Source organism: Actinoplanes sp. CA-015351, assembly GCF_050955685.1.
Taxonomy (GTDB): Bacteria; Actinomycetota; Actinomycetes; order Mycobacteriales; family Micromonosporaceae; genus Actinoplanes.
On the sequence record NZ_CP192102.1, the window covers coordinates 6,172,372 to 6,193,032 of the forward strand.

The 20,661-nt window shown below is 67.7% G+C and carries 19 protein-coding genes and 1 tRNA gene; 8 read left to right on the top strand and 12 right to left on the bottom strand.

Going from position 1 to position 20,661, the window contains the following annotated elements; translation table 11 throughout:
* Positions 1 to 642 precede the first annotated feature (642 nt).
* The 4 genes from ACQP2E_RS28155 to ACQP2E_RS28170 all read left to right on the top strand — a co-directional run bounded on the left by ACQP2E_RS28155 (position 643) and on the right by ACQP2E_RS28170 (position 5,499).
* A complete protein-coding gene (locus tag ACQP2E_RS28155; RefSeq protein ID WP_433825968.1) occupies positions 643 to 2,019 on the top strand; it encodes a hypothetical protein in 1,377 nt (458 codons plus the stop codon).
* Between the two features lie 66 nt (positions 2,020 to 2,085).
* Positions 2,086 to 4,302: a DEAD/DEAH box helicase gene (locus ACQP2E_RS28160; RefSeq protein ID WP_433825969.1), complete on the top strand. Its 2,217-nt coding sequence runs from the start codon at positions 2,086 to 2,088 to the stop codon at positions 4,300 to 4,302.
* 88 nt (positions 4,303 to 4,390) lie between these two features.
* The gene (locus tag ACQP2E_RS28165; RefSeq protein ID WP_433825970.1) at positions 4,391 to 4,957 is read left to right on the top strand and encodes a hypothetical protein; all 567 of its coding nucleotides are present in this window, start codon (positions 4,391 to 4,393) and stop codon (positions 4,955 to 4,957) included.
* Positions 4,954 to 5,499, top strand: coding sequence for a hypothetical protein (locus ACQP2E_RS28170; RefSeq protein ID WP_433825971.1), 546 nt, complete (start codon positions 4,954 to 4,956; stop codon positions 5,497 to 5,499). Before ACQP2E_RS28165 ends, ACQP2E_RS28170 begins: the two co-directional genes overlap by 4 nt.
* A 129-nt stretch (positions 5,500 to 5,628) precedes the next feature.
* Here ACQP2E_RS28170 and ACQP2E_RS28175 read toward each other — a convergent pair whose 3' ends face one another.
* Positions 5,629 to 6,900 (bottom strand): hypothetical protein, encoded by a 1,272-nt coding sequence (locus tag ACQP2E_RS28175; protein WP_433825972.1) that lies wholly within the window; start codon positions 6,898 to 6,900, stop codon positions 5,629 to 5,631.
* A gap of 289 nt (positions 6,901 to 7,189) precedes the next feature.
* On the opposite strand from ACQP2E_RS28175, the gene ACQP2E_RS28180 reads away from it, so the two are divergent.
* Positions 7,190 to 8,563 (top strand): tyrosine-type recombinase/integrase, encoded by a 1,374-nt coding sequence (locus ACQP2E_RS28180; protein WP_433825973.1) that lies wholly within the window; start codon positions 7,190 to 7,192, stop codon positions 8,561 to 8,563.
* Positions 8,564 to 8,702: 139 nt separating this feature from the next.
* Positions 8,703 to 9,581, top strand: a complete 879-nt coding sequence (locus ACQP2E_RS28185; protein WP_433825974.1) for a hypothetical protein — start codon at positions 8,703 to 8,705, stop codon at positions 9,579 to 9,581.
* Between the two features lie 79 nt (positions 9,582 to 9,660).
* Here the strand turns inward: ACQP2E_RS28185 and ACQP2E_RS28190 are convergent, their stop codons facing one another.
* The 10 genes from ACQP2E_RS28190 to ACQP2E_RS28235 form a co-directional block, all read right to left on the bottom strand.
* Complete coding sequence (locus ACQP2E_RS28190; protein WP_433825975.1) at positions 9,661 to 11,607, bottom strand: DUF7380 domain-containing protein; 1,947 nt, start codon at positions 11,605 to 11,607, stop codon at positions 9,661 to 9,663.
* An 803-nt stretch (positions 11,608 to 12,410) separates the two neighbouring features.
* Entirely contained in the window at positions 12,411 to 13,082 is a 672-nt protein-coding gene (locus tag ACQP2E_RS28195; protein ID WP_433825976.1) for a hypothetical protein, read from the bottom strand.
* A 27-nt stretch (positions 13,083 to 13,109) separates the two neighbouring features.
* Entirely contained in the window at positions 13,110 to 13,349 is a 240-nt protein-coding gene (locus ACQP2E_RS28200) for a helix-turn-helix domain-containing protein (protein WP_433825977.1), read from the bottom strand.
* 234 nt (positions 13,350 to 13,583) lie between these two features.
* Positions 13,584 to 14,711 carry a tyrosine-type recombinase/integrase gene (locus ACQP2E_RS28205; protein ID WP_433825978.1) on the bottom strand — a complete coding sequence of 376 codons (1,128 nt, stop codon included), beginning with the start codon at positions 14,709 to 14,711 and terminating at the stop codon, positions 13,584 to 13,586.
* A gap of 170 nt (positions 14,712 to 14,881) precedes the next feature.
* A tRNA-Pro gene (locus ACQP2E_RS28210) sits at positions 14,882 to 14,958 on the bottom strand.
* A gap of 52 nt (positions 14,959 to 15,010) precedes the next feature.
* Positions 15,011 to 16,447: a ribosome biogenesis GTPase Der gene (gene der, locus ACQP2E_RS28215; protein ID WP_433825979.1), complete on the bottom strand. Its 1,437-nt coding sequence runs from the start codon at positions 16,445 to 16,447 to the stop codon at positions 15,011 to 15,013.
* Positions 16,444 to 17,124 (bottom strand): (d)CMP kinase, encoded by a 681-nt coding sequence (gene cmk / locus ACQP2E_RS28220; RefSeq protein ID WP_111653368.1) that lies wholly within the window; start codon positions 17,122 to 17,124, stop codon positions 16,444 to 16,446. The genes der and cmk overlap by 4 nt, the downstream gene beginning before the upstream one ends.
* Positions 17,125 to 17,271: 147 nt before the next feature.
* Positions 17,272 to 17,736: a MarR family winged helix-turn-helix transcriptional regulator gene (locus ACQP2E_RS28225; protein WP_433825980.1), complete on the bottom strand. Its 465-nt coding sequence runs from the start codon at positions 17,734 to 17,736 to the stop codon at positions 17,272 to 17,274.
* A 5-nt stretch (positions 17,737 to 17,741) separates the two neighbouring features.
* Positions 17,742 to 18,221 (bottom strand): deaminase, encoded by a 480-nt coding sequence (locus ACQP2E_RS28230; protein WP_433825981.1) that lies wholly within the window; start codon positions 18,219 to 18,221, stop codon positions 17,742 to 17,744.
* A gap of 1 nt (position 18,222) precedes the next feature.
* Positions 18,223 to 18,870 (bottom strand): GTP cyclohydrolase II, encoded by a 648-nt coding sequence (locus ACQP2E_RS28235; protein WP_433825982.1) that lies wholly within the window; start codon positions 18,868 to 18,870, stop codon positions 18,223 to 18,225.
* 324 nt (positions 18,871 to 19,194) lie between these two features.
* Here ACQP2E_RS28235 and ACQP2E_RS28240 point away from each other — a divergent pair, with 324 nt between their 5' ends.
* Positions 19,195 to 19,716: a GrpB family protein gene (locus ACQP2E_RS28240; protein ID WP_433825983.1), complete on the top strand. Its 522-nt coding sequence runs from the start codon at positions 19,195 to 19,197 to the stop codon at positions 19,714 to 19,716.
* Between the two features lie 3 nt (positions 19,717 to 19,719).
* Here the strand turns inward: ACQP2E_RS28240 and ACQP2E_RS28245 are convergent, their stop codons facing one another.
* Complete coding sequence (locus tag ACQP2E_RS28245; RefSeq protein WP_433834068.1) at positions 19,720 to 20,313, bottom strand: hypothetical protein; 594 nt, start codon at positions 20,311 to 20,313, stop codon at positions 19,720 to 19,722.
* Between the two features lie 109 nt (positions 20,314 to 20,422).
* Here ACQP2E_RS28245 and ACQP2E_RS28250 point away from each other — a divergent pair, with 109 nt between their 5' ends.
* Positions 20,423 to 20,632, top strand: a complete 210-nt coding sequence (locus tag ACQP2E_RS28250) for a helix-turn-helix domain-containing protein (RefSeq protein WP_433825984.1) — start codon at positions 20,423 to 20,425, stop codon at positions 20,630 to 20,632.
* Positions 20,633 to 20,661 lie beyond the last annotated feature (29 nt).

The window sequence follows — 20,661 nt, forward strand, 5'->3', positions numbered from 1 at the left end:
CGGCGCCCGCGACTGTCAACGCGACCCGCGTGTCCGGGCTGATCCACACGTGACTGCCATGACCGACGCCATACATTAGGCCGGGCGGCAACTGCGGCAGCAACTGTGCCGCGTCGAGTTCCTGCTCACGATTGAGCCGCTGATCGAGCTCGTGGAAGGTAGGCCAGCGTCCGTCACGGACCAGGAAGTCCCAGATCGCCGCGATGGCGAGCTTCTGGGCATCGTCGACCGGTTCAGGCTCTTCACGATGCGATTGTCCGCCAACGCGCTATGCGCCGAACGGCCAGGCCAGGCCCAGCCACCCGCTAGTTAGGGTATTGCGCCGTCGGGCCGGCCGCGAACGGGGTCCATGATGACCGCGGCCCGTAACTACGACGCGCGATGTATCGAGATATTGGGGATGTCGGCCGCACGGGACTCGTTGAGAATTTCCAGCCGTCGGCGTCCTTGTCGCCCCAGAAGATGATTTGCTCCCCGTGGTGAGTCAGGGCAGAGCGGCGATGGTGTCGCCGCCGCAGCCGATGCCTTCGAAGTGCCGACCTGTCGGCGCAGCTGTTCACTCACTTCACGATGAGCATCTGGTTCGCTACTGTAAGCGACGTGCCACATCGACGTTCAAGAATTACTCCAGCGAAGCCCGGTGTGGACATCGAGCGTGTTCTGCAGCGTCTGCGCACGCCAGCGGATCTGCCGGTGGAGTCGAAGGAGGATATGGCTTCTGAGGTGCATGTCCTTGCGGAGAAGAAGCCGAGGCCGAAGGGCAGCATCAGCTATCTCAAGGCTCCCGTCCCGGTGACCGTAAATTCGCCTCTCACGACGAGTCCGGCCGACATCCTGCGTGAGCTCGGCGTGGCAACCACGTTCGTCCACCAGTCCCGCTTTCTGCCCGTGGCTCAGTTGTGGGCGCATGTCCGGTACTGCGCGACGATGCGCGCCACCAGCCGCGGCTTGCTTGCGTTGTCTCCTGACGCGGCGAAGTCGGTGGTGCATCACCACAAGGTGACGCAGTCGGAGCAGTTGGGTATCGGCCTTGCTCTCGTGGTTGCTCGGGCGGTCCTGCGGAAGTTGCATCCGACATTGGACTATCACGTCGTCGACGCTGATGTCGCGTTGAAGGCCGGGTACATCCGGGGCATGCCGGGCGAGGTCCGCAATCGGCCGGCGACGAAGAAGCGGCCCGACTATTTCCTGGTCGGCTTTGACCGGCGAACTCCGGGCGCTGCGGTGCATGTGACGGTGCTGGAGTGCAAGGGCACCCACCTGACGATGCGGGAAGTCAGAAAGCAGCTCGCGGATGCGTGTCTGCAGGTCCGCACCGTGGTTGTCGGAACCGAGCCGTTGTACGGGTTGATGGTGGCGTCCCGCCTGGAGGCCACGGGTATCCGGTCGTATGTCTTCGACCCTCCCGGTGATGACCAGTTATGGTCCGGGGATCGCGAAGATCTGCAGGACCTGTTGTCGCACCGGCCCGAGGAGAAGCATTGGAGCCCCGGCAGGTGGATCGCCCCTCCCCCACCGCCGAGTAGCGGGTCTTCGCCAGCTGATCCAACAACGGGCGGCGCCGATGCGCAGGTGCTGGGTACGCCGCCGCCGTATCAGATTCCGGCGCAGGAGCGGCGCTGGTTCACTCAGGTGCTCAGCTCGACGACAGCAGCGACGATGCTGGCCTGGGCCGGAGACAACGCAACTGCCTCCGGCTACGCGACCGCCCGCCAACTGAATTGGCAGCAGGAACCCTTGGACGACTTCGAGTCGTGGCCGGTCTCGACCAGTGACCGGATTCGTTTTGCGCAGGGCGGACCGACGCTGCTGGGACACACCCAGCGGATGCAGATGGGCGACGGCGGACCTTGGCGGTGTTCCGCGGACTGGAAAGCCATCTGTATCGGCAACTGGCCGACGGGAACCTCAATCGATATCTGCGTAACGCCGGTTGGCTGCACCGGTGGTGGACGCAGCGACGGCGCCGACCGCCCGGGGATGCTTTCTCGGTCGGTGAGGACGGCAGCGCTCTGGTGATCAGGATTGAGAACGACTGATCATGCAGCGTAACGCGATGCCGCGCATAGTCGTGCGGAGCAGTCGGTGAGCGCGGCCAGCGCCCGGCCGGAACTGTCGGCCGCGTTCTTCGACCGTCGAGCAGCCCGGCAGATTGTTGCCGCCGGCGAGGGCCTGTACCGCGACGCGCAGCGCCTCGACGACGTCCCCGATTACTTGGTCGTTGAGTTACGGCGCGAGTACGCGCGCCTGTGGGAGGCGCTGGTGCGACAACGCCTCGAGGCCATGCCGGTGGCCGAGCTGCGGGGGTTCGTCGCCGGGCGCCTGCCTGGGCAGAAGGCGCTCACGAAGAACGGCTATCAGTCGGTCTGGGCGGTGTGGACCGCGGGCGAGCATCGCCTCCGGGCCGTTCCCGGGCTAGGAGGACCATCGGTCGCGACGATCATGCAGGCAGCGGCGTCGGCACGGGCTTCGGTCGCCGAGGAGACCGTGGTCCGGCTGGACGCGAGCCGTCCGACACCAGCTCATACCGCGCTGCTACGAGGTCTGCGGGAGTTGGTGACCGCGGCGCGGATCGTCACCGCAGCTGACGAGCCGCGGCAGCGGCTGGTCCGCGGGTTACCGGCAGCGGTCGCGGACGCGAGCCGAGGCCGCGGCTGGCTGCGCCGCACCTTCGCAGCGCCGGCCACCAAAGACCGCGACCAGCAGGCATTGGGCGTACTCGCCGCGCTGGTCGACGGCCCGGATGCCGCGGCGGTGGATGCCGCTTTCGCTGATCTGAGCGCCGTCCGGGACGAGGCGCGGCGGGCGCCGGAGGTGGTGGTGTGGCGCGACTTCAGCCAGGCGGCTGCCGTGTATCAGACGTTGCTGGCGGTCGTGCGTGGTGAGGCGGCCACGGCAGCGGCGGAGACCGGCCACGTGCCGCAAGTGGTGGCGGACGCCGCCGAGCAGGTCGATCTGGATGTCACGCTGCTGACCGTCCGGTTACGCGCCTACCAGGCGTTCGGTGCCCGGTACGTGTTGTCGCGTCCCGGAGCGATCCTGGGTGACGAGATGGGCTTGGGGAAGACGATCGAGGCGATCGCGGTGATGGCGCATCTGGCTCACCACGGCCCGTTGACCGCTCTGGTCGTCGCGCCGGCGAGTGTGCTGGTGAACTGGCTCGTCGAGATCGGCTCCCACAGCCGGCTGCCGGCGGTGCGGATTCATGGTCCGGACCGGCAGGAGACGTTGCAGACGTGGGCCGCCCGCGGCGGTGTCGCCGTGACGACGTACCGGATGCTCAGCACTCTGGTCCTGCCGGCCGGGTTCCGGTTCGATCTGCTGGTCGTGGACGAGGCACACAAGATCAAGAATCCTTCGACGGAACAGTCCCGGCAGGTCGGTGCGCTCGCCCGGCACGCGGGGCGGGTCTTGTTGCTGACCGGGACTCCGATGGAGAACCGGGTGAGCGAGTTCCGCAACCTGGTCCGGTATCTCGACCCGGTCCTGGCGGACCGGCTGATTCCGAACGAGAAGGTGTTCGTCGATCCGGTGCGGTTCCGGGAACGGGTCGCGGCGGTGTATCTGCGCCGCAACCAGGAAGACGTGCTGCAAGAGCTGCCCGAATTGGTGGAGATCGACGACTGGGTCGAGATGGAGCCCGCCGAGGCCCGCGTGTATGCCGATGCGGTCGCTCGGCGGCATTTCGCGGACATGCGGCGGGCCGCGTACGCCAAGGCGAGCCGGGGCGTGCCCGCGAAGATCGTCCGGCTGCGGGAGATCGTCGCCGAATCCGCCGACGACGGCTGGAAGGTCATCATCTTCTCTCAGTTCCGGCATGTGATCGACGCGATCTCGGCGGCGCTCGCCGGTTCACCGCAGATTGTGCTGACCGGCGAGGTTCCAGCGGCACGCCGGCACGTGGAGATCGAGCGGTTCACCGCTCATGACGGACATTACGTGCTGATCGGGCAGATCGAGGCGATCGGCCAGGGCGTCAACATTCAGGCCGCTTCGGTGGTCGTGCTCGCCGAGCCGCAGCTCAAACCGTCAACGGAGGAACAGGCGATCCGGCGGGCGTACCGGATGGGGCAAGCGCGGATGGTGCGGATCCACCGACTGTTGGCCAAGAACTCGGTCGACGAGCGGCTCGAAGAGTTGCTGTCCGACAAGCGCAGGCTGTTCCGGGCGTACGCGCACGACAGCGACGCCAAACGAGCTTCCGGCGCCGCAACCGACCCGCGCCTGGTCGATTACGAGGTGGGTGCTGTCGACCAGCAACGCATCATCGACGACGAGACCGACCGTTTGCACCGCGGGTGATCTGCCATAGACCGCGTGGCTAGCAGACCCGCCCGCGATTCCACGAGCCGGACAGTGCGTCCTATGGAATTCAGGAGACGAACACAGAGTGGATGCTGATCTTGACCGTGAACTGCGGCAGCTACGCGAGCAGGCGACGACGCACGTCGTCCGATGGTCTTTGCGGATGCCGATCAAGACGATGTTGTACCACCTGACACGCGGCCGTATTGACCGCAGGCCCCGGCCCACCCTTGGGGACCTGCCCAGATTGAACAGCCCGTGGCAGGACACCGACTCCGGCCGGTACTTCGGGTGGCGATGCCGGCAGGCGAACCTGCGCGGCGGCGAGGCGTTCGTCGTGGAGTACATCGTGTGCTCGCGCTGCGCGATCGGCTGGGTCGACCGGCCTTATACCGATGAGCGATATCAGCGCAGCGGATTGGCTGCGGCCGGCTTTCAAGCTCTTCGCGTCGAGCATCCCGAGGTGACGGCCTGGTACGCCGCAAGCTCGCTCATGCCCGACTCGAAAGCTTTCTGGGCAGCCGTCGGTACCGGCGTTCCCGGCGGCTACAGCTCACAGGAACTGTGCCGGCATGTCGCTCATCAAGGTGGCGTGTTGCCGGGTTGGGCGCTGAAACGGCTAGCTCGGGCTGCAGGAGGCCGGGCAGCGTGAATATCGATCTTGGGCGCGAACTGCGGCGACTGCGGGAGCAAGCGGCCACCCATGTCGTTCGCTGGCCTCGCCGGGAGCCGGTCTGGACCGCGGTGTACAACCTGACTCGAGGACGAATCGACCGACGGCCGCGGTACACCACCGGACAACTGCCGACGTTGAACAGCCCCTGGCAGGACACCGACTCCGGTCGGTACTTCGGCTGGCGATGCCGGCAAGCCAACCTCAACGGCGGTATGGCGTTCGTCGTGGAGTACGTCGTTTGCCCTCATTGCCGGATCGGATGGGTCGACAAGCCGCACACCATAGAGCGATACCAGCGCAGCGGCCTCGCTGCTGCCGCTCTTCGCGCCCTGCGCATGGAGCACCCCGGGGTGGTCTGGCACACCGGCAGCGGACATGCGAATTCGTCCAAGGCGTTCTGGGCGGCGGTAGGTAACGGGGTTGAAGGCGGGTACAGCGAGCGCAAGCTGTGCACGCACGTCGCTCGGCACGGCGGACTATTGCCGGTCTGGCTGTTGAAGCGGCAAGGTCGTCTCTGATGTGACTTTTCGCTGGAGGCCGCTCGGATTTCAGTTAGGTCGAGCGTCCTCCTCCGAGGTTGTCGTTCGCTGAATCTCCCACAAGCAAGGTGATACAGGTTCACGCCTGAAGCTGGCATTTCTCGGTGGTCAGCTGCTGGCACGGGCAGCTTCAAGTTGGGACCGAGAGAGACGGGTTCCCCGGGGCAGGTCAGTGGAAAGGAGCCGTTCGAGGCCCTCCGGCGCCCCGCGCGTGTCGTCGGCAGCTCGTGCCGTGATGTCGTCCAGCAGCCGATGGATCAGTAACGCGAGTGCGCCGGGCCCGTTGCCGGCATACCCCCATCCGAGACCCCACCTCGGATCTTGTGGTGCCGGGTAGACGGTGCCGTCGGCGGTCCGGATCCAGATCGGATCGTCGAGCACCAGTTCGGCCAGCGGCGATGTCGTGGGAAGCCACTGGCTGACCGCGATCCGGATGCGCTGGCCGTCCTCGTCGGCTACGCGAATGGCCGGGGCGTCGGTGGCCGGATCTACCAGGGTCTCAGCGTCCGGTGGCGCGTCGAGGAATCGGAACGCGGCCGTGCGGGCAGTGGGTTCGAGACGGTCGATGACCTCGTCGCTGATCGGGTCACCGGGAGCGAGGTCGACCGGCGCGCCGAAGGGGCAGTCTCGGCCGCCGTCCCAGCGCACCAGCTGCTCCACGCAGGCATCGGCGAGCACGTCGGCGCGTCCGAGGATTTCCAGCCATCCCGCTCTGCGTACCGTCTCCGGCAGCTCATCGGGATGGGCTCGGGGCACCGGTATCGGTCGGGCTGCGATCACTATCGTGCCGTCGAAAGTCATGCTCTCGGCCATGGCGATCATCTGGGCGGCGGCCTGGGACTCACGCCATGTCACCGTACGGAACAGCCTGGAGAGCACCTGCGCGGCCGGGTGATCGCAGTCGTAGAGCGCGGCCAGGCGCAGCAGCACGTCGAGATCCATTTCGGGGTCGACGGCCAGTGCCTGCACGGTTGGTCGGCCCGGCTGCCACGCGTCGATCAACCGCCGCTGCTGCAGCGGGATCGGCCAGTACGGCAGGGGCTGGCCCAATGCCTCGGCCAGTTGGTCCCAGGCCACCTCCGGCGCGTCGGCGACACCCGGGATGGACACCTGGTGCAGGGCGGGTCCGCCGACGCCGAAGTGCGGCATGGCCCGCAGGGCAGCACCAACCCCGACCGCACGCAGCTTCTCCCCCAGCTCGGCGTCGGATGTCGGCGGGCCGTCGTAGGCGTTCCATACCAGCGCGATGATCCCGGCTCGCGTCCTCCAGCGCTGCACGGCCAGGCCGTTGACCCGCGTCGTGCCCAGGTATTCGGCCGGCTCGTTGGGCCGTGCCCGGCCGGATCCTCGATCTGCGGGGACGTCGAAGTCAGCACTCATAGCCGTCACGATGCCAACGTTGCCGGCAACGGTGGAGGCTTCCGGGTGACTTTGGGAACGGGCGAGAGAAACGGAACGACCTGTTGCTTGCCCGAGACCTCCGAGGCAGGGCGCACGCGGAGAGGATCGACACCAGTCCACATGTCCATCGTCATGTACGACCTCATGCTGCAGCTCGCACCGCCTAGACCATCCTAGGATAATGGGTGTCGAAGTCATGCCACTCGTGAGGAGGAGCCTCCCCGTTCGGCTTACACCGCCCCTCCCTGGTGCGCGTCAAGGTCGACTAATGGCTTCTATCCATGCACGAGGAAATTCGTTCTGCGTCCGATGGCGGGCAGCGGGACGACGGCAGCAATGCTGCACGTTTTCCGGCCCCTCCACCTTCAAAGCCGTCGCCGCCAAGCAGTACGTCGAGGCGCACGGCGCGCAAGTCAGCAGTGCTCAGGAGTATGCGGCGATCGACCCGAGTTCATCGCGAACGCTGGCGCGACCGCCGACAGTGCTGCTGCGCGGGTGGATCGATCGGTGGCTGGCCCTGAAGGTCGATGTCGCCGCCACCACCCACGCCGAGTACGCGCGGGTCCTGCGCGGACGCGTCGCCGCGGTCCTCGGCGATCTGCCGGTCGCCGAGATCACCCGGCACGAGCATCTGGACCCGTGGAAGGCGGCTTTGTCGCGGGAGCTGATGCCGGCCGGGGTGCGTAAGCACTGGGTGGTGCTGAGCCAGGTGATGCAAGACGCGGTGCCGTACCTGCGCCTCGACAACCCGATGCGTTGTCCGCCCGGTCGGCGCAGTAACGGCCTGCCCCGCGTCACCCCGCGTCCCGCTTGCATCCTCGACGCCTATCAGGCCGGCATTCTCCTACGGCATTGCCCCGGGGCAATCATTCACTTGGTGATCGCGCTGCTGGGAACAGGGTTGCGGCTGGGCGAACTGCTCGCTCTTCGCGTGCAAGATGTCCGCCTCGGTCGCACTCCGATGCTGCAGGTCGTGCGGACGCTGCGTCGCGACGGCGTCTTCACGGAGCCGAAGTCACAGCGCTCGCGGCGCACGGTGACGCTGACGCCGACCGTAGCGGCGATGTTCGGCCGTTTGATCGCGGGCAAGCTGCCAGACGACCTGGTGTTCACTGCGCCCGGTGGCGGACCGTGGCGGGCCGGCACCTTGCGGCAGCGGTACTGGCAGCCTGCTGTCACCGCCGCTCAACGCTGCCCGCAACACCCACCGGCCGCCGCGGCGTCCGGGTGGGTCAGTCCGCGAGCCGTGTCGACCTGCCATTGTCCGAGTCGGCTCCGGGGGCGGCCGCGGTTGCAGGATATACGGCACACCCATGTCGCCTATTTGATCGCTGCCGGCTGGGACTTCCTCGCCATCCAGCTTCGACTCGGCCACGCCTCGATCAGAACCACCTTCGATGTGTACGGCCACCTCCTGCCTCACGGCGAACGAGCACGGCTCGCCGGCCTGGATGTCCGTATGCCGTTTCTGGGAGCCGGCTTCGGACCGCGGGTTGCCGGCCGTCGTCTGGTTCATCCGCTTGCTGGTCGTCGTCGGCCGCCCGGCCACTGCGAAGGCTCTGACGGCGCGACCCGTCGCGGTCGTGCGCTTCCCGGGTCACGACGGCGCCGCCGCGGTAAGGCGAGGGTTCGCCGATGGTGAGGCGAAGCTCGGTCGAATCGGCGGGAGAGCACACCAGTCGCAGCCATTGCCCTTTCGGTACGCCGCGGGCATCGCTCGAGCCGGCCATCGCCGCTACCGTTCTGGAATGTCTTCCGACGTGTCAGCCAAGCGGGCCGCGATGCTGGCCGACCTGAGCTCGCCCCGACAGCGCATCGCCGACGAGCACATGTTCCGGTTTCCGGCTGGCACCGGCCGACGGGCGACGTTCCGGTTGCAGCTGTTCACCGCATCGGGTGCCCGTCCCGTCGCCGTCTCGGCGCAGATGACCGGCGACGGCGACGGTGCGTCCCTGATGAATGTGGCGGAGCACTGCGCTGCCGAGGTCTGGCGCCGTCACTTCCCCGACGACGCCCAGCCGCCCATCTGGATCCAGCACATGATCATGGGTGAGCGGCGCCACCTGAGGTTGGCGAGTTTCACCCCGGGAGCGGCCGAGTACGCCCTGCACAACCCCCGATGGACGCCCGTCACCCCGGCCGATGTCAACATGCTGGTGGGCCAGCCGGTCGACCTCGAGCGAGGCGAAGGCTTCGTCCCGGCCCTGCCGGAACCCGAGCCGGAGCCGGTGTACGCGGCGGCGCTGGTGGTCCTGCTCACCCGGCCTCAGCCGTTCCGGGAGCAGGGCTGCATGGCGAGCGGGGTGCCGTGGTGGCGTCGCCTCGGCCGGCAGCTCGTGCCGCGGCGCGGCGGCCGCGACTGCTGCTGGTACCACGGCGGAGACTGGCACACGGTGTCGCGCCTCGCGGTGCGCCTGGCCGGACAAGCCCGCGCGGCCGGAGTGAGTTTCGACGACACCACCACCTGGGTCACGAATCATCCGGACGTGCAGGCCCTGACCACGTGGGATCGCGACGCCGTACTGTCGCTGTTTGCCGACACGATCCGGCCGGACGCCCGGTGGCCGTCATCCGAGGGCTACAACAATGGCCAGCACCGCGCGCAGGCGCTGCTGGATGCTGGCGTGCGGCGGACTGTCATTGAGCTGACTCCCGGGTAGTCCGCAGGAACTGCGACACACCCCGGTGGCGTTTCTGATTGCCGCCGGCCGATCAAGCTGCGACTGGATGATGCGTCGATCAGCGAAAACGAGGTAATCGGCGCTGCATGCGGCGGGCCTGAGTCAGTCGGAGCCGCCATGCGACGCGTTCGATGAGCCCGGCGAGGCGGTTGAGTCGCCGCCCGGCGGGGCTGGTGGCGGGTGTCAGGGAGGTGAGCAACGCCATCAGTTCATCGCGGTCGCGGCGCAGGCTGGTGTCCTGCCGGATGGTGGTTACCGGGCCGGCGACGATCGCCAGCACGGACACGGCACGCAGGATCAGGGCGGCGTGGGCGGGGGTCATCGGGGCGGGCAGGCCGTGGGAGACGTCGTTGCGCAGGTTCGCACCCCATGGTCCGGCAAGCAGCCAGTTGAAGAAGAATGCCCAGGACTCGTCGAGGGCGAGGGCTTCGAGATTGGTCAGCAGAGCGTAGAGGCCGGGGTAGCCACCGACGCTGTTGGCGGATTCGGCGCGGTAGATGCCTTCGTCGAGTTCGATGAGCAGGGCGCGGGCCGCGGTCTCCACCTTGGGTACGGCGAGGTGGATCGCCGACTCGAAGTCTTGGTGCCAGAAGTGGCGCAGGGCCTTGGCCAGGCTGCGCGCCAGGGCGGCGTCGCGGGCGCCGCGGGTCAGCAGGTAGTCGACCAGGTCGTCCTCGGCGGGGATGCCGTAGCGGTCGGCCAGGCGCAGCAGTCCGGTGGCGAGCAGACGTCCGTGGTTCTCGGCCAGGACCTCGGCGTAGAAGCTCATCTCCTGCTTCTCGAGGTCGGCGTCGGTGTCGGCGGCGGCGCGAGGCAGGCCGCCGGTGAAGCGGACGGGTCGCAGGATCCGGCTCAAGGGGCTGTGGTTGGCTGCGGCTTCGGCGCGCAGGTTGGCGATGTCGCCGGTCGGGCAGTCGCTGTGCAGGAAGACGTCCATCGCTTGCTGCCAGCGGTCGGGGCGGGTGAAACCGTGCAGCAGCGGCTCGACGACGTACGCGGGCAGGGTGCTGGAGGCGGTGAAGGTGCGCATGCCCAGCGACGCCGGGTCGATGTTCTGCATCTGCCGGGCGGCGTCGCGTTCGAGGTCGCCGAGGCCCCGCTCATGGGCGATCTGCGCGGCGGCAGTCAGCCGGGCCATCCGCACGGCCGGGTGCGAGGCGTCGTCGGCGTCGCGGAAGTAGGCGGCGGCCTCATCGCGGGCCATGGCATCCAGCACCGCGGGGTCCTGCACGCCCGCACGCCGGTAGCGAGCGACGGCGCTGGCATCACGGCCGCGCCGGCAGGTGTCGGCGGCTCGCGACAGCAGGGCGTCGACCTCGATCGGGTCAGCCGGCGGCGGCCCCTTCTTTGGCCGCAGCGGGCCACGGGCCAACGCCGCCAAGGCGGGCAGCAGGATGCCCGGCCGTTCACCAGGCCGGCCCGTGAGGGTGTCTCGAGCGATCTGCGCGAGCCGGTCACGAGCCTGTCCGTCGAGGTCGGTGTCGCCGATGCGACGCGCGAGAGTCCAGGCGCGCAGCAGGTTCTCCATAGTGTTCATGTCGGTGTCGGCGGTGTCGGCGAGCTGGAGGTAGGCGCGTGCGGCGCGCCCGGCGTGCAGGCCAGCTCGTTGGTCGCGGCGGCACCAAAGCAGATCCGCGAAGCGTGCGATCGCCGCCGGTTGCGTGACGCCGTCGGCGACGGCGCGCCACAGCAGGATGACCGGGTCGGGCAGGTCCCGGACCGCAGGCAGCAGGTCGTTGCCGTCGGTGTTCAGTTCGCAGCCGGGTTCCTCGTCGCCGAGCCCGAGGCGCAGCGAGTACGTCAAGGCGCGGCACAGTTCACGTCGAAGCGCGGTGAGGTCACCGATCTCGTCGCCGGCGGGCGCCGCGTTGACCGCCGCGGCGGCAGTCCAGCTGTCAGTGCTAGCGCTAAGAGCCTGGTCGATGATGTCGACCGCGAGGCTCGCGTGGGTGGGCGAGAACTCGTACGGCGTGAAGCCTTCGGCCGCGTCGCCGTGTTGCTGCATGTGTGTAGCCCCGTCCCTGATCGTCGGTCTGCCCGCTGACGATCGACATTCACATGGGCAGAGGCGGTCTGTCACCTCGGTTACCCGGCGAGCTTCGTTCGTCGCAAGCCCAGGCCGAGGCCTTTTGATCAGCGAATTCGGGGGCCAGCTGTCAGTCGGCCCCGACGTTCTTTGGCCCGCGTTGGTCGCCCGATCGGGGGTAACTCGGGCGCAGCAGATTCGATGCTCCTGACCGCCGCTTGGCTGCGTGGGTTCGCGAGGTGGCTGGTGAGCGATCCCAATGACATCGAGGGAGCGGCGGGAAACAGGCTGCGCCGCGCAGTCCCCCAGCCAAAGACGACCTGCTGCCGCCCCAGCTCGAGATGCGCGGAGACTATTCGGCCCACCGCCGCTAGATCGACGTTCCGATGGGGGACCAGGAATTACCTCCCACCACCTTGGAAACATCAGGACGGCTGTCACCCTGCGACCCCCGGCGAATTTGCGCTATCAAAGCGCCAACGCATCCTAGGAACAACCAGAGTTAAGGGGTCCATCATTTGATGAGCGACCCCTTAACTCGACCAATATAAAATGGATGGCATGAACCAGAACGGCCGCCGAAGCGATAGATGCGGCGAGGAAACCGGGCGCAACCGCTCCCCTGACCCCCACACTGCCAGTGTGGCGGTCGCTGTCCGCGCAAGCCGAGGCAGGCATGGGACTTGCCTCCATTCTAAAGCCTGGCAGACCCTCTCCCTCGGCCCCTCCCCTGCCCCGATTCGCTTCAATGGGCGCGTTCGTCATGGCGCAGCAGCCCGGCGTCAGGCTTGCTTCGGCGCCTCCAAGTCGATCGAGAAGGCGTGCACGTGTGCGGGCCCGTCGCCGGTCGGCTGGAACCACGACTGAACGCGCATGTCAGTCGCACCGAATCGGGCGGCGAACTCCTTATCGTTCTCGAAGCCGTCCATGTCAGCCCGGTAGAGCCACTCGTGGTCGATGTCTTCGAAGGCAGCGTCCTCGAAGTCGAGGTACAACTCCCGCGCCTCCTCCCGGTCAACGAGCTCGTGATCCACGAGCAGGTACTGGGCCCGCTGGATGACGAGGTACAGGGCGAGAGCCTCGCCGAGCGACGTCGATGGCATCCACTGCTGCGCGGACAATCGGCCGGTGACCATGACGGTCGCGACGTGGAAGTTGCGCGCGAAGCGACCGTTGTACTGGTGGGCGAAGCGCTGCGGTAGGTCCTCGAGGACGAAGTAGGCGCCTTCGCTGTCAGCGACGCTGCCGCCGCCGTCTGTGGCCAGGGTTTCGATGTCCTGGAACAGTTCGTCGATGATCTGCGTGGCAGCCATGATCAGCGCTCCCGCGGCGAGCAGCGATCTCTCCTCGTCGCCGTCGACGGCGAAGGTGGCCGGCTCAAAGGCACGGACCAGTTTCGCGTGATCCATGGTCCACTTACGCCAGTCGACTCCTCCGACCTGCGAGTCGCTCATCTGTCCATCCTTTCGCTCATGAGCGAGTCAAGTCGACGCCCGCTCTTCGATTCCTGCAGGTGGTTCACCGTGCGAGGGAACTTCGTCATCGACCGGCCGTGCCGAGCCGGTCGCGCCGAGGACCGTCAATAGGCCCTCGACGGAGACGATGTAGCGCCGGCCGACCCGGATGAACGGCGCCGGGAAGTCGCCGGATCGAGCCAGCGTGTAGGCGGTTGTTCGGCCGATGCCCAGCACCGACGCCGCCGTCTCAATGTCCGTTGCCATGCCGAGTTCTCTCACCTGCGCCACTGTCCATGCGCGCCTGGGCATCGGTCCCCCTTCCGCTCGTGGCACTCCCCCCGCATTTCCCGTGATCGTCCGGGATGAGCAAGGAGGATTGCTCCTTGACTAAGCGCACCACAACGAGCGCAACGCGGGCAGTTGTCCGGGGCTGTCTTGAGCTGTTCCGCTCAGGCCGACCGACGTGATGGGCGGGGCGCTTACGCGCCCCGCCTATCATCAGGCGGCTTCTTCACCGAGGGCGGAGTCCATCAGTTCGGCGGCTTTGCGTTCGCTCTCGGGCAGGACGTGGGTGTAGACCTCGCGCGTTGTCCGGGCGTCGGCGTGACCGAGCCGTTTCTGCATGACGTGCTCCGGAACACCGGCGTCCGCTCCGGCTGTGGCAGAGGTGTGCCGAGCGTCGTGCAGCACGATGACCGGCACGCCGGCTGCCAGGCACGCGTTCTCCCACTGGTCGGTGTAGTAGCGCGGGTAGTAGGGCTCGCCGTCCTCGCGCGGGAAGACCCAGCCGTGATCGTGATACAGCAGCCCTGCGGCCGCCTTCTCCCTGTCCTGGCGAGCTTTGTGCTCCCGCAGGACCCGGACCATCGCCGGGCCGATCGCAATCGCACGACGGCTCTTGCCCTTCGGCGCCTTCTCGATGACCTTGTTGCCGGAGATCGTGCGCTGCCAGTGGATGTAAACGATCCCGTTGTTGAGATCCACCATCGCCCACTTCAAGCCGGCGATCTCACCGCGCCGGGTTCCGGCGACGACCGCAAGGGCCCAGGCCGCATATAGGCGAGCGTCGCGATGAAACTGGAGGAACCGCTTCGACTGCTTCGGTGTCCACACGCCTTTGCGCCCTTGGTCCTCGCGTTGAGCCGGCCGCGGCTGCCGGACCGCGCCGAGGTCGATCCCGAGATCTTTGAACGCCTTCATCAGCACCCGGTGCACGGTCCTGACGGTCGTCTCCGACAACGGCTTCTTCCCGTTGCCGCCTTCTTTTACGAGCGTCTTGTACATGTCCTGCACGACGCGCTTGTCGAGGCTGTACAGCTGCCGCCCGCCGATGTGCGGGATCACGTACATCCGGAACAGGTTGCGATAGTTGTCCAAAGTGGTTTCCTCGATGTCGAGTTCCCGCTCGGACAGCCACCCGGAAAGCTCGGCAGCGACACTGCCATCCGCGCCGATCGCGGCCTCGCCGTACGCCTTGCGTGCCTCGGTTTCGGCTTTCTCCGCCGCAGTCTTGCTGGGAAACCCTCTTCGCTTGTGCTGACGCCGCTTACCATCGTCGCCGACCGGCAGATCGATGACGAAGAACCAGAGAGTCTTGGTGGAAGTTTGGTACGAGCCGACGGTCATCTGGGCACCCCCCGTGGTCACAGAGCTGAGCTGACCTCATCCACGGTAGGCCCGTCTGTGACCACGCCTGTGACCACAAGATCCACTAGAGCGATCTTGGTCAAACGACTGCCGTCCATTAAAAAAGCCGCTGACCAGGACTTTCGTCCTTGCCAACGGCCTTCGAAAGCTGGTCGGGCTGACAGGATTTGAACCTGCGACCCCTTGACCCCCAGTCAAGTGCGCTACCAAGCTGCGCTACAGCCCGATCCCGCCCCGAACCCCAGCCCGGCGCGACATCTCCTAGAGCCTACCAACCGCTACCCATGAGCCTTACCGCGGCCCCCCGGCCCCAGCTTCTTCCGAGGTTTCACAGAGATCTCGATCGGCGACCCCTCGAACCCGAACTCCTCACGCAGCTTTCGCTCGATGAACCGGATATACCCGGCATCAAACGGCCCTGTCGTGAAGAGCACGAACCGAGGCGGAGCCACCCCGGCCTGGGTGGCGAACAGCACCCGAGGAGCCCGCCCACCACGCACCGGGTGCGGTGTGGCCTGCGTCAACGCGGTGATCCACTGGTTCAGAGCGCCCGTGGCCACCCGCTGCTCCCAAGACGCCAGCGCCTTGCGCAGCGCCGGGGCCAGCTTGTCGACGGCGCGCCCCGTCTTGGCGGAGATGTTCACCCGGACGGACCAGGCGACGCGCTTCATGTCGCGGTCGATTTCCTTGTCCAGGAAGATGCGGCGGTCGGGGTCGACCAGGTCCCACTTGTTGTACGCGACCACCAGGGCACGCCCGGCCTCGATGACCTGGGAGATGACCCGCTGGTCCTGTTCGCTGATCACGTCACCGGAGTCGAGCAGCACGACCGCGACCTCGGCGGATTCGACGGCGCCGGCGGTACGCAGGGACGCGTAGTACTCCGTACCCGAGGCTTGGTTGACCCGTTTGCGCAGGCCGGCCGTGTCGACGAACTGCCAGATGTCGCCGTCCATCTCGACCAGGCTGTCGACCGGGTCGACGGTGGTGCCGGCGACCGAGTCGACGACGGCGCGTTCCTCTTTGGCGAGGCGGTTCAGCAGGCTGGACTTGCCGACGTTGGGCCGGCCGACCAGGGCGACGCGACGCGGGCCGCGCGGGGTGCCCTCGATCACCGGCGGGGTCGGCGGCAGCGCGGCCAGAATGCTGTCGAGCAGGTCGCCGGATCCGCGGCCGTGCAGCGCCGAGATCGGGAACGGCTCGCCGAGGCCGAGCTGCCAGAGCGACACGGCTTCGAGTTCGAGGTTCTGGTTGTCGGCCTTGTTGGCGACCAGGATGACCGGTTTGTGGCTGCGGCGCAGCATCTTGACCGCGGCTTCGTCCACGTCGGTGGCGCCGACGGTGACGTCGACGACGAAAATGACCACGTCGGCGGTCTGCACGGCGATCTCGGCCTGGTTGGCGATGGCCGCGGCGCGGTCGCGGGCGTCGGGTTCCCAGCCGCCGGTGTCGACGACGGTGAACCGCCGGCCGTTCCACTGCGCGTCGTAGGGCACCCGGTCACGGGTCACGCCGGCGACGTCCTCGACGACTGCCTGGCGGCGGCCGATGATGCGGTTCACCAGGGTGGACTTGCCCACGTTCGGGCGGCCGACCACGGCGACAACCGGGACAGGTCCGGAAAATTCCGATGAATCATCGGAACCGTCGGTATCGGAAAATACGAGCCCACCCTCGAAATCATTGAGATCGAGGTCGGCGGGGAGATCAGTCACTTACTTACCTTGCTGTTGAGCAGATCGAGCAGATGCGCCACAACCTCGTCGATGCCCATCCCGGTGGTGTCCACCTCGATGGCGTCGGAGGCCTGGCGCAGCGGGTCGACCGCGCGGCTGGAGTCGAGCTTGTCACGGCGGGCCAGGTCGGCCTCGGTGGCGGCGACGTCGGTGGCGTCCTCGGCGCTGCGCCGGGCGGCGCGTGCGGCGGCGGACGCAGTCAGGTAGACCTTCAGATCGGCGTCGGGGGCGACCACGGACGCGATGTCGCGGCCCTCGACGATGATGCGCGGGTGTGCGGCGATGATCGCCTGCTGCAGCGCGACCAGGTGCTTTCGCACGGCGGGAACGGCGGCGACGGCGGAGACAGCGCCGGTCACCTCCGGGCCGCGGATGGGCGCGTCGACGTTGGTGCCGTTCGCCGCGAAGTGCGGCGCCGACGGGTCGGTGCCGATCGACAACTCGGTCTCCAGCGCGATCTTGGCGATCGCCTCGGGGTCCGCGAGGTCAGCGCCACCCTGAAGCACGGCCCAGGTCAGCGCCCGGTACATCGCCCCGGTGTCGAGGTACACACCCTCGACCGCGACGGCCAGCCGCCGGGAAACGGTGGATTTGCCCGAACCGGACGGGCCGTCGACGGCAATCACGCACGTTTCCGGCCGTTCCTGAAGCGCCACCGTTCCTCCTGAATCCCACGCCCGAAGTCCCACGCCAACCAACCCTCCCATTGTGCCCGCTCACGCAGGCACCGGCGAACCGGGGCTCTACCAAGAGAAAAGACCAAGATCAAGATCAAGACCCTTGATGCGTACGCCCACCGGGCGTCAGCCGGCAGCGAGGCGCGGGAGCAATTTCGAGGTGATCTCGCCCAGCTGTGCGACCTCGTCCGGGGTGAGGTTGTCGAAGACCAGGCGGCGCACCTCGGCGACGTGGCCGGGGGCGGCCTCGCGCAGGGTGGCGACGCCCAGCTCGGTGAGGCAGGCGATCTGTCCGCGTTTGTCGTTCGGACAGGCCTGGCGCTGGACCCAGCCGCGTTGTTCGAGGCTCGCGACGGCGTGTGACAGGCGGCTCGGCGTGGTGCCGACCATGCGGGCCAGATCGGTCATCCGCATCGAACGGCCCGGGGAGTCGCTGAGGTTCGCCAGGATCTGGTAGTAGGCGTGCGGTATCCCGGTGTCCTCGCGCAGCTGCCGATCCAGGGTGGCCGGCAACAGGATCAGGACCTGGGCGAGGTTGAGCCAGGTACGCATCTCGGAGTCGGTGAGCCAGCGCGGTTCGGCCTCGGTCACGGTTGTCATCCTGCCTGGCCGGGCGCGAGGACGTGCGCGTTGACGGCGCGGACGTGGTGGGCAAGATCGGACAGCTCGATCACGTCGACGCCCGCGAGGCGCAACGTGTCGACGCCGTCGCAGTCGGCGAACAGCAGCGGTTCACGCAGAGCGAGCACGACCCGCCCGAACCCGGCGGCGATCACCAGCTGGGTGCAGGACGCGGGCCGGGAGCGGCGGCTCGTGCAGGGCTCCATCGTCGTGTAGATCGTGGTCCGGGACAGATCGGTGCCCGGCAGGATCTTGGAGAGCGCGGCCTCCTCGGCGTGCTCGTGCGGGTCGTTCTCACCGGTGTAACCGGTGGCCAGGATGCTGCCGTCGTAGTCGACGACGATCGCGCCGACCGCGTACCGGGAGTCGACGGGCGGCGCGAGCCGGGAGAACGTCAGCGCGGCCTGCATCCAGTCGTGATGGGTGGCGAGGGATTCGACGCGGGTGACGGTCATCTCAGCCGGCCAGCGGCAGGTCGAGCGTGTGCGCGGTGTGGTCCCGCTTGGCCGTCAGGTACCGGGCGTTCGCCCCGGTCAGGTGCACCCCGGTCGGGATCCGCCGGGTCACCTCGATGCCCAGGCCTCCGAGCTGCGCCGCCTTGTCCGGGTTGTTGCTGAGCAGCCGGATCTTCTCAGCGCCGAGCGTGGTCAGCATCTGTGCGGCCGGCGTGTAGTCCCGCTCGTCCTCGGCGTGCCCGAGCGCGAGGTTGGCCTGGTAGGTGTCGAGGCCGGTGTCCTGCAGGGCGTAGGCGTCCAGCTTGGCGTACAGCCCGATGCCACGGCCCTCCTGCCGCAGGTAGAGCAGGAATCCGCCCTGCTCGGCGATCCGCTCGACGGCCTCGCGCAACTGCGGCCCGCAGTCGCAGCGCTCGCTGCCGAAGACGTCGCCGGTGAGGCACTCGCTGTGCGGGCGCACGAGAGGCGCCTCGTCCGCGGTGAGCGCCGCCCGCCACGGGCCGAGGCCCAGGGCGAGGTGCTCACGGCCGTCGGCCAGGCCGGTGAAGGTGAAGACGTCCGCCGTGGTGGCGTACCCGTCCGGGAACCGCAGTGGCACCGACACCCGGGTACGCACCCGAGTGGCTGGCAAACCCAGCGTGACCGTCATGGCGTCCCCCAACTTGTTGAAGTTTCACCAAGAGCATCCGCCCGCGATATTGAAACTTCAAGGGTGTCGATCACCACGCCATCGACGTACCCCTTCGCCGGCCCTGGCTCAGCGCCGGGGATATATAACTTCGCGTCACACCCGTTGCGGGTGTGGTTACGCCCGCAACGGGTGTAGTCACATTTGCGGTATGCCGCCTCACTCATGTGCCGACCGGCCCGGGTATCACTGGCCGCCGTTGCGTTTCCTGAGACGGATCAGGATCGAGGTCGCTGAGGCGTACCCAAGGGATTTTGTCCTTTTGGTTTGGGTATGGGGCGCTGCGTGACTATCGAGATCGTGGATTACGACCCGGCGTGGGCCGAGTTGGCGCGGCACGCCATCGGTGAGGTGATCGTCGCGCTGCCGGGGCGGGTCTCCGAGGTGGAGCATGTCGGCAGCACCGCCGTTCCCGGGCTGGCGGCCAAACCGGTGATCGACCTGATGGCGGCCACCAGCTCGCTCGACATGGTCATCGCCGGGGAGGCGCACCTCGAGGAGATCGGCTACCGGCGACTCGACACCGGCATGCCAAATCGGCTGTTCTATCGCCGCGAGGGCACGCCGGTCGCCTATCACCTGCACGTGGTCGGCGCGGATTCGTGGGAGACCCGCAACGAACGGCTGCTGCGCGATCACCTGCTGCAGACGCCCGGTGACCGGGACGAATACGCCGACCTCAAACGCGAGCTCGCCGACCTCGACGCGGAGACCTACACCCGGCGCAAGACGCCGCTGGTCCAGCGGATGGTCGACACGGCCCGGGACCTGCGCGGACTCCCCCGCGTCGACGTCTGGGAGGAGTGACGGTCACTCGATCAGGGTGCCGACCGCCTCCAGCGCCGGCTCGCGGACGACATATCGGGTGATACCCCACCGTTTCTCGTGCCGCTGCAGCGCAGCGCGGATCTCCCCCACCGTTCCGATCATCACGAACGGCGCATCCAGCAGCTCCGCGACCGGCATCCCGAGGCGTTCGGCGTGCGGCGCTGCGGCTTTTTCGGCGTCGTCGGTAACCTCGACGACCTGCACGAGCGCTTCGAGCGCGGGCTTCACCGCACGGCCGGCGGCGCCGGCCACCACCCGCTCCACCTGGTGGTCGATCTGGGCGGTCCGCCACCGGGCCTCATGGCGATGACCATCTTCGAGGGTACGCCCCAAGCCGCTCAGCCCGACGATGTCCGCGTGGCCTCCGGCCCAGTGCAGCAGGCGTGAGTTCGCCGTGCCGATCGTCATCGGGACACGCTCCTGAACCGGCCGCGGTTTCTCCAGCCCGCCGTCGAGCAGTTCCCTGACCGCCTGCGCCACCTGCAAGCATCGGTCGATGCGTCCGCGCACGTCAGGGCACTCTTTGCCGATGGCCTGCCACTCCGCCGGGGTGTGCCCGGCTCCCAGTCCGACGATCGCCCGGCCGCCGGAGACGACGTCGAGGGTGGCGGCTGCTCATGCTGGTGATGTGGGCGTTGCTGCGGCAGGCCACCCATCGGCGTACCGAGATGCACGCGGTGATCTGATGCCGATCGTCGTACGCATCGATGTGCAACTCGCCAAGCGCAAGATGAGCGTCGGCGAGTTCGCCGAGCGGGTTGGTCTGACCCCGGCGAACGTGGCGGTGCTCAAGAACGGCCGGGCCAAGGCCGTGCGGTTCAGCACCCTGGAGGCGATGTGCCGCGTCCTGGAGTGCCAGCCGGGCGACCTGCTCGAATTCGTCGAGGACGAATAGTGACGCGATAACCGATCCCGCCCCTCTAT